The sequence below is a fragment of the Pseudomonas sp. IT-P253 genome, assembly GCF_949768125.1.
Taxonomy (GTDB): domain Bacteria; phylum Pseudomonadota; class Gammaproteobacteria; order Pseudomonadales; family Pseudomonadaceae; genus Aquipseudomonas.
In genome coordinates this window covers 18,827-33,649 of sequence record NZ_CATKPT010000044.1, presented here as the reverse complement: position 1 = coordinate 33,649, position 14,823 = coordinate 18,827, and the positions used below count along the sequence as shown (strand labels likewise).

10 protein-coding genes are annotated in these 14,823 nt (G+C 57.1%); 2 read left to right on the top strand and 8 right to left on the bottom strand.

What is annotated here, in order from left to right:
• Positions 1 to 39: 39 nt before the first annotated feature.
• Entirely contained in the window at positions 40 to 2,079 is a 2,040-nt protein-coding gene (locus ACM6IR_RS20610; RefSeq protein WP_414909405.1) for an FAD-dependent oxidoreductase, read from the bottom strand.
• A 415-nt stretch (positions 2,080 to 2,494) separates the two neighbouring features.
• Between ACM6IR_RS20610 and ACM6IR_RS20605 the strand changes: the two genes are divergently transcribed.
• Positions 2,495 to 3,625 carry a nitrilase-related carbon-nitrogen hydrolase gene (locus ACM6IR_RS20605; protein ID WP_414909404.1) on the top strand — a complete coding sequence of 377 codons (1,131 nt, stop codon included), beginning with the start codon at positions 2,495 to 2,497 and terminating at the stop codon, positions 3,623 to 3,625.
• Between the two features lie 3 nt (positions 3,626 to 3,628).
• A complete protein-coding gene (locus tag ACM6IR_RS20600; protein ID WP_414909403.1) occupies positions 3,629 to 4,669 on the top strand; it encodes an AraC family transcriptional regulator in 1,041 nt (346 codons plus the stop codon).
• A 350-nt stretch (positions 4,670 to 5,019) separates the two neighbouring features.
• On the opposite strand, the gene ACM6IR_RS20595 is transcribed toward ACM6IR_RS20600, so the two are convergent.
• The 7 genes from ACM6IR_RS20595 to tig form a co-directional block, all read right to left on the bottom strand.
• The gene (locus ACM6IR_RS20595; protein WP_414909402.1) at positions 5,020 to 5,844 is read right to left on the bottom strand and encodes a DUF2242 domain-containing protein; all 825 of its coding nucleotides are present in this window, start codon (positions 5,842 to 5,844) and stop codon (positions 5,020 to 5,022) included.
• A 199-nt stretch (positions 5,845 to 6,043) separates the two neighbouring features.
• Positions 6,044 to 7,915: a SurA N-terminal domain-containing protein gene (locus ACM6IR_RS20590; RefSeq protein WP_414909401.1), complete on the bottom strand. Its 1,872-nt coding sequence runs from the start codon at positions 7,913 to 7,915 to the stop codon at positions 6,044 to 6,046.
• Positions 7,916 to 8,148: 233 nt separating this feature from the next.
• Positions 8,149 to 8,421 (bottom strand): HU family DNA-binding protein, encoded by a 273-nt coding sequence (locus tag ACM6IR_RS20585; RefSeq protein WP_002552737.1) that lies wholly within the window; start codon positions 8,419 to 8,421, stop codon positions 8,149 to 8,151.
• 151 nt (positions 8,422 to 8,572) lie between these two features.
• Positions 8,573 to 10,969 carry an endopeptidase La gene (gene lon / locus ACM6IR_RS20580; protein ID WP_414909400.1) on the bottom strand — a complete coding sequence of 799 codons (2,397 nt, stop codon included), beginning with the start codon at positions 10,967 to 10,969 and terminating at the stop codon, positions 8,573 to 8,575.
• A 161-nt stretch (positions 10,970 to 11,130) separates the two neighbouring features.
• On the bottom strand, positions 11,131 to 12,414 hold the full coding sequence (gene clpX / locus ACM6IR_RS20575; RefSeq protein WP_414909399.1) for an ATP-dependent Clp protease ATP-binding subunit ClpX: 1,284 nt from the start codon (positions 12,412 to 12,414) through the stop codon (positions 11,131 to 11,133).
• 111 nt (positions 12,415 to 12,525) lie between these two features.
• On the bottom strand, positions 12,526 to 13,161 hold the full coding sequence (clpP, locus tag ACM6IR_RS20570; protein WP_414909398.1) for an ATP-dependent Clp endopeptidase proteolytic subunit ClpP: 636 nt from the start codon (positions 13,159 to 13,161) through the stop codon (positions 12,526 to 12,528).
• A 93-nt stretch (positions 13,162 to 13,254) separates the two neighbouring features.
• A complete protein-coding gene (gene tig / locus ACM6IR_RS20565) occupies positions 13,255 to 14,565 on the bottom strand; it encodes a trigger factor (protein WP_414909397.1) in 1,311 nt (436 codons plus the stop codon).
• Between the last annotated feature and the right edge of the window lie 258 nt (positions 14,566 to 14,823).

The window sequence follows — 14,823 nt, the reverse complement described above, 5'->3', positions numbered from 1 at the left end:
GCCTGCTCGCGAAAGCCATTGGCACGCTTGGCCTGCGTATTACAACTCGGCAGCCAACCGCGAACCCTGGTTGATCGCCCGTTTGGCATCCAGCTCTGCCGCCACGTCCGCGCCGCCAACCAAATGCACATTCAACCCCGCAGCCACCAGGCCGTCTTGCAGTTCACGCAGTGGATCCTGCCCCGCGCAGATCACGATGTTGTCCACCGCCAGCACTTGCGGCTCGCCGGTTTCGCCGATGCGGATGTGCAAGCCTTCGTCGTCAATCTTCAGGTACTCGACGCTATTGAGCATCTGCACTTGCTTGTTCTTCAGACCGGCGCGGTGAATCCAGCCAGTGGTCTTGCCCAGGCCGTCGCCGACCTTGGATGTTTTGCGTTGCAGCAGAAACACTTCACGGGCCGGTGCATGCGGTTCAGCTTTGACGCCGGCAACACCACCGCGTGCTTCAAGGTGCGTATCGATGCCCCACTCTTTCCAGAACGCTTCACGGTCCAGGCTGGTCGCAACGCCTTGATGGACCAGGAACTCCGACACGTCGAAACCGATACCACCGGCACCGATCACCGCGACACGCTTGCCCACCGGTTTGCGCTCGAGGATCACGTCGAGATAACTCAACACCTTGGCGTTCTCTACGCCGGCAATCGCCGGAGTTCTCGGGGCAATGCCCGTGGCGAGAATGATCTCGTCGTATCCGCCTTCAACCAGTTTCGCCACATCGACGCGGGTGTTCAGGCACAGCTCAACGTTGGTGGTCTGCAGTTTGCGGTTGAAATAGCGCAAGGTTTCGAAGAACTCTTCCTTGCCGGGTACACGCTTGGCGATGTTGAACTGACCGCCGATTTCGCTGGCTGAATCGAACAGCGTCACCTGATGACCACGTTCGGCAGCCACAGTGGCGGCGGACAAACCCGCAGGACCCGCGCCAACCACGGCAATTTTCTTGATCTGCTGCACCGGCAGATAGTTGAGCTCGGTTTCATGGCAAGCCCGCGGGTTCACCAGGCAGCTGGTCAGCTTGCCGCCGAAGGTGTGATCGAGGCAGGCCTGGTTGCAGCCGATGCAGGTGTTGATTTCATCGGCACGCCCAGCGGCCGCCTTATTGACGAAGTCCGGGTCGGCGAGGAACGGCCGTGCCATCGAGACCATGTCGGCATCGCCTTCGGCCAGAATCTGCTCGGCGACTTCAGGGGTATTGATGCGGTTGGTGGTGATCAGCGGAATGTTCACCGAGCCACGCAGCTTGGCCGTGACTTTGCTGAACGCCGCACGCGGCACCTTGGTTGCGATGGTCGGAATCCGCGCTTCGTGCCAGCCGATCCCCGTGTTGATGAGGGTCGCACCGGCTTGTTCGATGGCCTTGGCCAGCGTCACGATTTCTTCCCAGGTGCTGCCGCCTTCCACCAGGTCGAGCATCGACAGGCGGAAGATAATAATGAAGTTGGGCCCCACTGCTTCACGTACCCGGCGAACGATTTCCACCGGCAAGCGCATGCGGTTTTCGTAGCTGCCGCCCCAACGGTCGGTACGGTGGTTGGTGTGAGCCGCGAGGAACTGGTTAATGAAATAACCCTCGGAGCCCATGATTTCGACACCGTCGTATTCGGCTTTTTGCGCCAGGGACGAACAGGTGACGAAATCTCTGATCTGCTTCTCGATGCCTTCCTCGTCCAGCTCTTTGGGCTTGAACGGGTTGATCGGTGCCTGAATGGCGCTCGGTGCAACCTGCTTCGGGCTGTAGGCATAACGACCAGCATGAAGGATCTGCATGCAGATCTTGCCGCCCGCCTCGTGCACTGCACGGGTCACGATCTGGTGCTTGAGCGCTTCTTCTTCGGTCGTCAACTTGGCCGCGCCGGAATAAACGCCGCCCTCGTCGTTCGGACCAATGCCGCCGGTCACCATCAGGCCGACACCGCCGCGGGCACGTTCGGCAAAGTACGCCGCCATGCGTTCAAAGCCACCGGGCTTTTCCTCAAGTCCGGTGTGCATCGAACCCATCAGGGTGCGGTTGCGCAACGTGGTAAAACCCAGGTCCAGCGGGGCCAACAGGTGCGGGTAATGAGCGGCGGCCATCGGTAACTCCACAACAAGCGATCACGGAAAAAGTGCAGGGGCTCTACGGCTAATGCCAGTCAGTTAATAAATCTCAGGCGAAACACGCCCCTTGTAGCAGCTGGCGAAGCCTGCGTTCGGCTGCGTAGCAGTCGTGAAATCAGGCGGCGTGGTGTTTCAGGAAGACCTTGCGCTCAGGCTTCACGACTGCTGCGCAGCCGAACGCAGGCTTCGCCAGCGGCTACAGATCGCGTTACGGCTTAACTGGTTCTACGGCCCCTGTCAGTCATGTTCGACAGACTAAGAGCCGTGCCGCTGTCGCTCAATGACCGTAACTGACAACTTATTGATCCAAATGCGCAGCAACCCTTGGCAAGCGCCGGCATGAGCCCTACCCTAGTCGCGAACCCTGCACACGGCTGTTGATTGCTTTCCCATGCGCAAACTTCTGTACCTGACCTGCTCCATGGCCTTGATCGCCGCCCTAACGACCTACGCGATGTGGGCCGCGGACCGTCCGGTGGGTCATTACTTGTCAGACCTGCGAATCAATCTGGCGGTGGATCAGGGTACGCCCGCCGACCGCGGCAACCTGCTGGGCATCCAGCCCGAGCTGTTTCCCACCGACTATCAAAGTCCCGAACACTTGCACCGCAAACTCGCTGCTTACTTGCAGAAGGCGCAGGATCAGGGCTTGCTGAATGAAAAAACCATCGTCGTATTGCCGGAACATGTCGGCACCTGGCTGATGGTCAGCGGCGAGAAAGATGAGCTGTACCAGGCCACCACGCTCAAAGAAGCCATGAACTGGCTGGCGGTGAGCAACCCCTGGAAGTTCCTTCGCGCGTTGATCAGCGCCAAGGGCGACAGCCGACTGGACGACGCTCACTTACGGATGAAAGCCAAGGGCATGGCCAAGGATTACCAGGCGCTGTTCGGTGGTCTGGCGAAAGAGTTTCACGTAACACTGGTGGCGGGTTCCATTGTGCTGCCCGACCCCAGCGTCATCGACGGCACCCTGAAAATCGGCCGAGGCGCGCTGTTCAACAGCAGCGTGGTATTCGGCCGTGATGGCCTGCCCATCGGCCAGCCCCAGCGTCAGATGCATCCAGTTTTCGATGACAATGACGTCATCGAGGCCAATGGCGAGCACACGCTCAATGTCGTCGACACCCCGGCCGGGCGCCTGGGTGTGTTGATCGGCAGCGACAGCTGGTACCCCGACAACTACCGCAAGCTCGACGATCAGGGCGCGCAATTGGTGGCGGTCCCGGCCTACGTCAGCGGGCACGGCACGTGGGACAAACCGTGGCGCGGCTACAAGGGGCTGTTGACGCCAACCTCGGTCAGCCTCAAGGCTGGTGAGCTCAGCGAAGGCCAGGCCTGGCATCGCCTGACCCTCACCGCTCAACCGCCCAGCAGTCAGGCGATCGCCGGCATGAGCGTGTTCCTGAGAGGACAGTTCTGGGATCAGGGCAGCGCCGGCCAAAGCTTTCTCAGCAGCAACGGACAGCAATTTGCCGACGGCAACGCACGTGGTGCACGTCTGCTGAATCTCTGGTTGTAGACAATGAAACCGCTGCCGATGCGTCTCGGTGATCTTTCGGTAGGCTTCGTCCATAGCCTCGCCGATGCCGTGCGCAGTCACGGCGTCGACCCATTGCCACTGCTTGAACAATATGGCCTGGACGCAGCACGCCTTGGCGAAGGCGGCGCCCGGCTTTCGATCCCACGCTACATGCGCCTGGGCCACGGCGCCATTCAGCTGACCGACAACCCTGCCCTGGGTTTGCGCATGGGCCAGCTCAGTCGCCTGAGCCAGGCAGGCCTGGCCGGGGTCACCGCCGCGCAGGCGCCGACGGTGCGAGAAGCGGCACGTTGCCTGATTCGCTTCGAAGCCTTGTATGGTTCCAACTATCGGGGACAATCGTCCTTTCACGAAGATGCCGAAGGTGCCTGGCTGAGGTTCTACTCCATCAGCCCGTATAACGCCTATAACCGCTTCGTGGTGGATTCGATCCTTGCGGGCTGGTTGCAGCAGTTATCCAGCGTAAGCCCTGCCCCGCTACGTGCCGAACGCATTGAGATCGAATTCGAAGCGCCGCAATACCGTGAGGCTTATGCGGTGCTGGGCGACTGTCCGATTCAGTTTGGTTGCGAGCACAACCAACTGCGCTTGAGCCTGCAAAGCCTCGCCCAGCGCAACCCGGAGCACTGCCCGAGCACCTGGCGGCACTTGTTGCAACTGTGTGAGCGGGAACTGGAGCAGCTGACACGCACCCGCACCCTGCGTGAACGCATCACTCAGTTACTGGGGCCCTTACTCAATGGTGGCCGGGAACCCGACCTGGAAGAAGTGGCGGCCCGCCTGAAGCTGCCCACCTGGACCTTGCGCCGCAAACTCGCCGAGGAAGGCACGCAGTTTCGGGCGATTCTCAACGACACGCGTCGCGACCTGGCCATGACCTACATCCGCGACACCGAACTGGCATTCGGTGAAATCGCCTACCTGCTCGGCTTTGCCTCAGCCGAAGCATTTCAACGGGCCTTCAAACGGTGGAATGGCCAGACACCCGGCGAGTTTCGTCGCAGTCATCGCCAATCCGCCTGATGCTACAGCTCGGTAGCATCTTCGGCCGGTTCCAGTGGGTCCAGTTCAAACGCCTGAAACTCGAGCAGCTCTTCTTGATAATCGTCCATTTTTCAATCCCCCACAGCTCGTTTAAAAAATCGCCTGAATAAATGACCAGTGCTCCAAGCATAAAGTGCCCACGTGAACGAAAAATGACGCAGGCACGACACTAAGCAGCCACTTGATAAAAAGTAGCAGCCCGTCAGGAATTTATCACAGGATTTCTTCGATACAGGCTGTAGGACAACAGCCCGGCTTGACGCAGATCAATCTTGAACGCAGCTACGGGTTCGGTATCGTCTGACCCGAACCCGTAACCCGGTGCCGGATTACTGGCCGGTGACAGGCATGGCCGGAATCGGCTCGGTCGGCGGCGCCATGTTGCTCGGGTTCGCCGGTGGAGTAACGGCTTGCGTGGACGACGTCGACTCGGTGTTTTCGGTCTTGGCAATCGGCGCCGCTTCAGGCGCAGGAGCCACTGGCTCCGATGCTACAGGCGCGGATTCGGCTGGGGTCGGTGCAGGTTCTGCCGCAGGTGCCGGGGTCGGCGCTGGCGGCGCAACCTTGGCTTCTGGCACACCCAGATCGGTTTTCGGTTTCTCGATGATGTGCGCGGCTTTCTTCGCTTCAGGCGGCAGGAACAACTCGACCAGGGTGAAGAAACGTTCGTAGAACTTGGCCGAGGATACGGTTTCGCTGGCGACCTTGACCATTGAGTCGTCGGACGAGCCAATGGGCATCGACACCGAACCCAGTACACCCACACCGACACTGGCGGAGTTGTTGGTCTTCTTCAGCGCATAACGATCCTGCAGCGCGTTGGCGAACATGGTGGCGTGATGCCCCTCGCTGCCGTCATCGGCACAGACCACACTGAAACTGATCTCCATGTGGGTCTCGCCGGTCTGCTGGAAGCTTTTGTGTCCGCTGACCAGTTTCGGGTCGCCGCTGGTAATGATGTAGCCCTGGCTGAGCAATGCCCGACGAGCGGCTTCGCACGTCTGCACATCAGTCACCGGGTAGCTGCGCGAAAACGTGCCGGAGTCGTTGAAGTTCTCATGCTCATAGACGGCGGACTTTTTCGACGAGCAACCGGCCGCAGCGGCCAGCATCAACGCCAGCCCGGCAACACGCATGGGAAATGAGTTAAACATTGAACATCCTGAGGAAAACGGTCCGGGGCGTATTGTGCAACAGATCGATGCTGAGTGCCGCATCGATTGTGTCTTAAAACAGTTACACGGGTATTGACCCATGTTTGCGGGGAATGTCGCAAAAAAAACGACGTACGGAAAATAAAAGACCCCGGCCTTTCGGCCGGGGTCTTTGTTTAGCGCAAAACTCAGTCTGACATCAGAAACGCTTGATATCGGCCTGGCTTTCCAACTGTTTGCGGTAAGCCGCAAAGTCTTGCTGGCCAATACGCGACGCGAGATAACGACGGTATTGAGCCTTCTCTTCATCGGTAGGCGCCGCTGCTTCATTCACGGCATTCAGACGCACGATCACCAGGCTACCATCGGCCAGGGTCACGTTGCTGAAGGTTGGCTTGTCCTTGGCTGCAGGCTTCGGCATGCGGAACAGCGCTTGCAGCACGGCAGGGTCGACCCCTTCCTGGCCACGAGTGGCTGCCTGGGTTACTTTCCAGGCCTGACCGTCGATCGCCTTGTCCAGCGGTGTCTTGCCTTCGCGCAGGCTGACAATCAGCTCTTCTGCCTTGGTCTTGGCGGCGGCACTGGCGTGCTCCTTGGCCAATTGCACGCGGATGCTCGCATTAACGCTTTCAAGCGGCAGTTGCGCAGGCTTCAGGTGCTCCTTGGCTCGCAGCACGACCACGGTTTCAGGGTCCAGCTCGATGGCGGTGCTGTTGGCACCTTCATCCAGCACTTCAGGACTGAATGCCGCGGTGACCACGGCACGGTTAGCCGCAACACCTTCGCCACCTTCACGACCGAACGGCTTGGACGTATGAACCGTCAGCTTCAGGTCCTGCGCCGGCTGGGCCAGATCGGACGCTTCGAACGTGGAGTCTTCCAATTGCTTGGTCGCCTCGACAAAACGTTGCTCGACCTGCTGGGTTTTCAGCTCGCGGGTCAGTTTGTCTTTCAGGCTGGCGAACGTCGGCACTTCAGGTGCTTCCACACCCAGCAACTTGATCAGGTGGAAACCGAAATCGGTGCGAACCGGTTCGGAAACCTGATCCTTGGCCAACGCATACAGCGCTTTTTCGAAGGCTGGATCGTAGACGCCAGGACCTGCATAACCGAGGTCACCGCCGTTGTTCGCCGAACCCGGATCCTGGGAGAATTCCTTGGCCAGAGCCTCGAATTTCTCACCTTTGGCCAGACGCGCCTGGACCTCTTCGATCCTGGCCTTGGCTTGCGCCTCGGTCACTTTATCGTTCACTTCGATCAGAATGTGCGCAGCCCGGCGTTGTTCGGACAGGTTCGCAATTTCTTTCTGATACGCCGCTTGCAGGTCTTCGTCCTTGACGCTGACCTGATCGAAGAAGGACGCCTTCTTCAATTCGAGGTAATCAATGACGACCTGATCCGGCGTCATGAACTCCTTGGCGTGTTCGTCGTAGTAGGCCTTGACCTCATCGTCGGTCAGCTTCACAGCCGCCGGGTCAGCCTTGACGTTCAGGAAAGCGAAATCGCGGGTCTGTTTTTCCAGACGGGCGAACGCCAGCACCTGTGCATCAGTGACGAAACCGCTACCCGCCAAACCAGCGCGCAACTGACCGATCAGCATTTCCTGAGCCAGCATCTGGCGGAATTGCATACGGCTGTAGCCAAGTTGACGAATGACCTGATCGAAACGGTCAGAGCTGAACTTGCCATCCACCTGGAACTCAGGCGTTTGCAGGATCACCTGATCCAAAGCAGCTTCGGAAAAAGCGAATTTCGAGTTTTCTGCGCCTTGCAGCAGCAGTTTGCGATCGATCAGGCCTTTGAGGGCCGATTCGCGCAGCATTTTTTCATCGAGCAAGGAAGCGTCGAAATCCTTGCCCAGTTGTTGCATCAGCTGGCGACGTTGCATATCAACCGCCTGGCTCAGCTCGTTCTGGCTGATTTCTTCGCCGTTGACCTTGGCCGCATCATTGGTGTGCCTTGTGGCCCTGAAGATGGCGTCGAAACCGGTCAAAGCCATCAGCGCAACGATGACACCAATGATGGTCTTGGCAATCCAGCCTTGTGAGTTGTCCCTGATATTCTGCAGCATGCGTCCCCCAGAAACGGTTGAACTTCAAATTAGGCAACCGTGGAGCGTGGGTAGAATCCGGATAGAAGAAAGGCGCATCCGAGGATGCGCCTTCTCGTAACTGGCGGAGCGGACCGAGGGTTCGAACTGGCGACCCTCGGTGGTCTCAGATCGGCGACTTGTCGACTGGACTACCGCTCCGCTGCCAGGTCAGGCATGACCCCGACCCGGATAGGTAAAAACCTGAATCGAACTTAGTTGACAGCTTCTTTCAGCGCTTTACCGGCTTTGAAACCTGGTTTTTTAGCGGCTGCAATTTCCAGTGTCTTACCGGTCTGTGGGTTACGACCAATGCGAGCTGGACGATCAGTTACGGAGAAAGTACCGAAACCAACCAGAACAACAGAGTCACCAGCCTTGAGAGCGCCAGTGACGGATTCGATTACAGCGTCCAGCGCACGGCCAGCAGCAGCTTTCGGGATATCAGCGGATGCAGCGATAGCATCAATCAGTTCCGACTTGTTCACTCTAAGTCCCCTTATATCTATTTGAGTATAATTCTAAGTTTTTTGGTGAAAACAAAAACAACTGCTGAATGGCCTACAGACACTAAGAAAGAGCCGCTTTATAACAAGGGCTCTAAAAAGCTGTCAAGAAAGCCCCTCAGGCAAATCCGTACTAATGCGTGCTAATTCTTTCCTTAGAGTCAGACTCGCGCTTTTCATCCTTCGCAACAATCTCTGGAACCACATCCGGCAAGGGCTCCGGCGCGTATTGCAGCGCAATTTGCAGGACCTCGTCAATCCATTTAACCGGTTTAATCTGCAGATCCTGCTTGATATTGTCGGGAATTTCCTTCAAATCGCGCACGTTCTCTTCAGGAATGATCACGGTCTTGATCCCGCCACGGTGAGCAGCGAGCAGTTTTTCTTTAAGACCGCCAATCGCCAATACCTGACCGCGCAATGTGATTTCGCCCGTCATGGCGACATCCGCGCGCACAGGGATCCCGGTCAATGCCGATACCAGTGCCGTGCACATGCCTACACCGGCGCTAGGGCCGTCCTTCGGGGTCGCCCCTTCCGGCATATGGATATGCGTGTCGCGCTTCTCGTGGAAGTCCAGAGGAATCCCCAGGCTCTTCGCGCGACTGCGGACAACGGTCAACGCTGCGGTAATCGACTCGACCATCACGTCACCCAGCGAACCGGTCTTGATCAACTGGCCTTTGCCCGGTACGACAGCGGCTTCGATGGTTAGCAATTCGCCGCCCACTTGAGTCCATGCCAGCCCGGTAACCTGACCGATCTGATCTTGCGATTCCGCCAGGCCGTAACGGAATTTACGCACGCCAAGGAAGTGTTCCAGCATCTCCGCAGTCACTTTCACCGAGAAGCGTTTTTCCAGTGCGTGCTCTTTGACTGCCTTGCGGCAAACCTTGGCGATCTGGCGCTCCAGGCCACGTACACCGGCTTCACGGGTGTAGTAACGAATGATGTCGCGAATCGCCTCGGCGTCGAATTCCAGCTCGCCTTTTTTCAGGCCGTTGGCCGTAATCTGCTTGGGCGAAAGGTATTTGACGGCGATGTTGATCTTCTCGTCTTCGGTGTAACCCGGCAGACGAATCACTTCCATCCGGTCCAGCAGCGCCGGCGGGATGTTCATGGAGTTCGAGGTGCAAAGGAACATCACATCGGACAAGTCGTAGTCGACTTCCAGATAGTGATCGTTGAAGTTGTGGTTCTGCTCCGGATCGAGCACTTCCAGCAATGCAGAGGCCGGATCGCCACGCATGTCGCTGCCCATTTTGTCGATTTCATCGAGCAGGAACAGCGGGTTGCGCACACCCACCTTTGTCATCTTTTGAATCAATCTTCCTGGCATCGAACCGATATAAGTACGGCGATGACCACGAATTTCCGCTTCATCGCGCACACCACCGAGGGCCATGCGCACGAATTTGCGGTTAGTGGCATGAGCAATCGACTCCGCCAGAGAGGTTTTACCCACCCCGGGAGGACCGACCAGGCACAACACCGGACCACGAATTTTCTTCACGCGCTTTTGCACGGCGAGGTATTCGAGGATCCGTTCTTTGACTTCTTCCAGACCGTAATGGTCGGCGTCGAGGATGTCCTCTGCGCGAGCCAGGTCCAGGCGCACTTTGCTCTGAGCCTTCCACGGCACCTGAACCAGCCAGTCGATGTAAGAACGCACCACGGTCGCTTCAGCAGACATTGGCGACATTTGCTTGAGCTTGTTCAGCTCACCCTGGGCTTTGGCCAAGGCATCTTTCGGCAGACCCGCGGCATCGATGCGCTTTTTCAGCTCTTCGATTTCGTTGTGGCCTTCGTCGCTGTCGCCGAGTTCTTTCTGAATGGCCTTCATTTGCTCATTCAGGTAGTACTCGCGCTGGCTGCGCTCCATTTGTTTTTTGACGCGGCCGCGAATCCGTTTTTCGACTTGCAGCAGATCGATCTCGGCATCCAGCAACGCCAAAACGTGCTCGACCCGGGCCGACAAATCAATGATTTCGAGGATTTCCTGCTTCTGCTCGATCTTCAGGGCCATGTGCGCAGCCATGGTATCGACCAGGCGGCCTGGCTCGTCGATGCTGTTGAGCGACGACAGGACTTCAGCGGGGACTTTCTTGCCCAGCTGCACATATTGCTCGAATTGAGCCAGCAGGCTGCGGACAAACACTTCCGACTCGCGCTCAGGCGCGTCGACTTCGTCGATCAATGAGACTTCGGCACGGCAGTGGCCGTCCACTTCGCTGAAGCGCTCCACAGCGCCCCGCTGCTCACCTTCAACCAGAACCTTGACCGTGCCGTCAGGCAGCTTGAGCAACTGCAGGACAGTAGCGATTGTACCTACGCGATAGAGTGCTTCTTCACCGGGGTCGTCGTCAGCAGGGTTTCTCTGAGCCAGCAGAAGTATCTGCTTGTCGCCCGTCATCGCAGCCTCGAGGGCTTCGATGGATTTCTCGCGCCCCACAAACAGCGGGATAACCATGTGCGGATAAACCACAACATCACGCAATGGCAAGAGAGGCAATTCGATGGTTGTCTTCATGATTTCGCCTCTACGGCGGCCATATGGCCGTAAACAGATGGATGTAAGCTTGAAACCAAGATGGGGGCTGCCTTGAAAAAAAACAAGCGCAAAGACTGTGTTAAACCGCGCTAAAAGCAAAGGGGCCCGAAGGCCCCTTCTTTGTTCCAGCTGCGTGACGCTTAAGCGTCTGGCGCGGCCTTGGCAGCCGGCTCACTGTTTTCGTAGATATACAGTGGCTTGGACTTGCCTTCTATAACGCTTTCATCGATCACTACTTTGCTCACCTCGGACTGCGAGGGAATTTCATACATAGTGTCGAGCAATACACCTTCGAGAATCGAGCGCAGTCCACGGGCACCGGTCTTGCGTTCCAGGGCACGTTTGGCGACCGATTTCAGAGCGTCGGCCCGGAATTCCAGGTCCACACCTTCCATCTCGAACAGCTTGGCATACTGTTTGGTCAGAGCATTTTTCGGCTCGGTGAGAATCTGCATCAAAGCAGCCTCATCAAGCTCGTCCAGCGTGGCAAGAACGGGCAGACGACCGACGAACTCCGGGATCAGACCGAACTTGACCAGATCGTCAGGTTCGACTTCACGCAGGGACTCACCGACTTTCTTGCCTTCTTCCTTGCTGCGCACTTCTGCGTTGAAGCCGATGCCGCCACGGGTGGAACGGTTTTGAATAACCTTTTCCAGACCGGAGAACGCACCACCACAGATGAACAGGATGTTACGGGTGTCGACCTGAAGGAACTCCTGCTGCGGATGCTTGCGACCACCTTGAGGCGGAACGGAAGCGACCGTGCCTTCGATCAACTTGAGCAGGGCCTGCTGCACGCCTTCACCGGAAACGTCCCGGGTGATCGACGGGTTGTCAGACTTGCGTGAGATCTTGTCGATCTCATCGATATAGACAATGCCCATCTGGGCTTTTTCTACGTCGTAATCGCACTTCTGCAGCAGCTTCTGAATAATGTTCTCGACATCTTCACCCACATAACCCGCCTCGGTGAGGGTGGTTGCGTCGGCGATAGTGAACGGAACGTTCAACAAGCGGGCCAGTGTTTCGGCAAGCAGGGTTTTACCCGAGCCTGTCGGGCCGATCAGCAAGATGTTGCTTTTGCCGAGTTCGACGTCGTCACTTTTCTTGTCGCGTTGGTTCAGACGCTTGTAGTGGTTGTATACCGCTACGGCCAGAACCTTTTTCGCACGCTCCTGACCAATCACATACTGATCAAGGATGCCGCTGATTTCTTTAGGCGAAGGCAATTTATGCGCGTTGCTTTCGGCCTGGGCTTCCTGCACCTCCTCACGGATGATGTCATTGCACAGGTCGACGCACTCGTCGCAAATAAAGACCGAGGGGCCGGCAATCAACTTACGCACTTCATGCTGGCTTTTGCCGCAGAAGGAGCAATAGAGCAGCTTGCCGTTGTCCTCGCCGTTGCGGGTGTCAGTCATTCGTTCGATCCAAATCCGATAGGCTTGCAACACAAGATGAAGGCTATTGCGGGCTTTTTCAAGCCCGCTGGTGATCGGAGCAGCCGACCACCCCTTTTTGAGCTGCTTATTTTAAGCAGGGCGCTGGCTGATCACTTCATCGATCAACCCGTACTCACGCGCGGCGTCTGCACTCATGAAGTTATCGCGATTGGTGTCACGCTCGATTTCTTCGAGAGTGTGCCCGCTATGCTGGGCCATCAGCGTGTTGAGACGTTCGCGAATGAAGAGGATTTCCTTGGCATGGATTTCGATATCCGACGCCTGCCCCTGGAAACCGCCCAATGGCTGGTGAATCATCACACGCGAGTTCGGCAAGCAGTAACGCTTGCCAGCGGCACCTGCCGTCAGCAGAAACGCGCCCATGCTGCACGCCTGACCGATACAGGTGGTCGACACATTTGGCTTGATGAACTGCATGGTGTCATAGATCGACATACCCGCCGTCACCGAACCGCCCGGGGAGTTGATGTAGAGATGGATGTCCTTGTCCGGGTTTTCCGCTTCAAGGAACAGCAGTTGCGCACAGATCAGGTTGGCCATGTAGTCCTCTACCGGACCAACCAGAAAAATCACTCGCTCCTTGAGAAGGCGCGAGTAAATGTCGTAAGCGCGCTCGCCACGAGCAGACTGCTCGACAACCATCGGGACCAGGCCGCCTGCGACCTGGATATCAGAGTTCTGCTGAATATACGAATTACGGAACATGCTCTGCAGTCACTCCCAAATAGTTATGTCTTGAATACGCATAAGCCAGCACGAAGGCTGGCTTATGGTGTGTACTTCTTACAGCAAAAACGATCAGTCGGCTTGTGGAGCTTCTACCGGCTTGACTGCTTCTTCGTAAGAGACCGATTTGTCGGTCACGCTAGCCTTCTGCAGAACAGTATCCACAACTTGTTCTTCCAGCACAACCGAACGGACTTCGTTCAGCTGCTGGTCGTTCTTGTAGTACCAGGACACGACCTGCTCAGGCTCTTGGTAGGCCGAAGCCATTTCCTGAATCATTTCACGAACGCGGGCTTCGTCAGGCTTGAGGTCGAATTGCTTGACCACTTCAGCCACGATCAGACCCAGGACAACGCGGCGCTTGGCTTGTTCTTCGAACAGTTCGGCCGGCAGTTGATCAGGCTTGATGTTGCCGCCGAACTGCTGAACAGCCTGCACGCGCAGACGGTCTACTTCGTTGGACAGCAGAGCCTTAGGCACTTCGATCGGGTTGGTGGTCAGCAGACCATCCATTACCTGATTCTTGACCTTGGATTTGATCGCCTGACGCAGTTCGCGCTCCATGTTCTTGCGAACTTCGGCGCGGAAGCCTTCCAGACCGGTTTCCTTGATGCCGAATTGAGCGAAGAACTCTTCGTTCAGTTCTGGCAGTTTTGGCTCGGAAACAGTGTTCACGGTTACTGTGAACTCAGCGGTTTTGCCAGCCAGATCGAGGTTCTGGTAGTCCTCTGGGAAGGTCAGGTTCAGAACGCGTTCTTCACCGGCTTTGGCGCCGACCAGACCGTCTTCGAAACCAGGGATCATGCGACCGGAACCCAGCACCAGCTGAGTACCTTTGGCAGAACCGCCAGCGAACACTTCACCGTCAACCTTGCCGACGAAATCGATGTTCAGTTGGTCTTCGTTCTGAGCGGCGCGATCGGCCACCTCGAAACGGGTGTTCTGCTTGCGCAGCACGTCCAGCATTTTGTCCAGATCGGCGTCGGCTACGTCAGCGCTCAGACGCTCGACAGTGATGCCTTCGAAACCGGCAACGGTGAACTCAGGGAACACTTCGAAAATAGCGACGTATTCCAGGTCTTTGCCCGCTTCCAGCGATTTTGGTTCGATCGAAGGAGCGCCAGCCGGGTTCAGCTTCTGCTCAACGACAGCTTCGTAGAAAGAGGACTGAATGACGTCGCCGACAGCTTCCTGACGCGCATCGGCACCAAAACGGCGCTTGATTTCGCTCATAGGCACTTTGCCTGGACGGAAGCCAGCAATCTTGGCCTTTTGGGCAGTCTGCTGCAGACGCTTGTTGACCTGAGTCTCGATGCGCTCAGCCGGCACGGTGATGCTCATGCGGCGCTCAAGAGCAGAAGTATTTTCAACAGAAACTTGCATGGATATTCCTCGTTGCACAGACGTTAGCCGGCCGTTTCCGACCCCAGAATCAAGGGCATGCATTCTAGTGGGTCAAACTCAAGAAGTCACCCTACTGAAAACGGGTAAAAACGCAGCAGGCAATTTATAGGCGGGGACAAACGGTTGTGCCTCGCCCTGTTAGCAAATACAGCCAATCAAGCCAGGGCCCTGCAACAATCCTTCTATATATAGAAGGATTCGGCAATCCATCCCTGACAGCCGACCCCACAAGGGGAC

Excerpts from the sequence above, each read along its gene's own strand:
- ACM6IR_RS20610 (WP_414909405.1), bottom strand. The coding sequence starts at position 2,079 with ATGGCCGCCGCTCATTACCCGCACCTGTTGGCCCCGCTGGACCTGGGT.
- ACM6IR_RS20605 (WP_414909404.1), top strand. The coding sequence starts at position 2,495 with ATGCGCAAACTTCTGTACCTGACCTGCTCCATGGCCTTGATCGCCGCC.
- ACM6IR_RS20600 (WP_414909403.1), top strand. The coding sequence starts at position 3,629 with ATGAAACCGCTGCCGATGCGTCTCGGTGATCTTTCGGTAGGCTTCGTC.
- ACM6IR_RS20595 (WP_414909402.1), bottom strand. The coding sequence starts at position 5,844 with ATGTTTAACTCATTTCCCATGCGTGTTGCCGGGCTGGCGTTGATGCTG.
- ACM6IR_RS20590 (WP_414909401.1), bottom strand. The coding sequence starts at position 7,915 with ATGCTGCAGAATATCAGGGACAACTCACAAGGCTGGATTGCCAAGACC.
- lon (WP_414909400.1), bottom strand. The coding sequence starts at position 10,969 with ATGAAGACAACCATCGAATTGCCTCTCTTGCCATTGCGTGATGTTGTG.
- clpX (WP_414909399.1), bottom strand. The coding sequence starts at position 12,414 with ATGACTGACACCCGCAACGGCGAGGACAACGGCAAGCTGCTCTATTGC.
- clpP (WP_414909398.1), bottom strand. The coding sequence starts at position 13,161 with ATGTTCCGTAATTCGTATATTCAGCAGAACTCTGATATCCAGGTCGCA.
- tig (WP_414909397.1), bottom strand. The coding sequence starts at position 14,565 with ATGCAAGTTTCTGTTGAAAATACTTCTGCTCTTGAGCGCCGCATGAGC.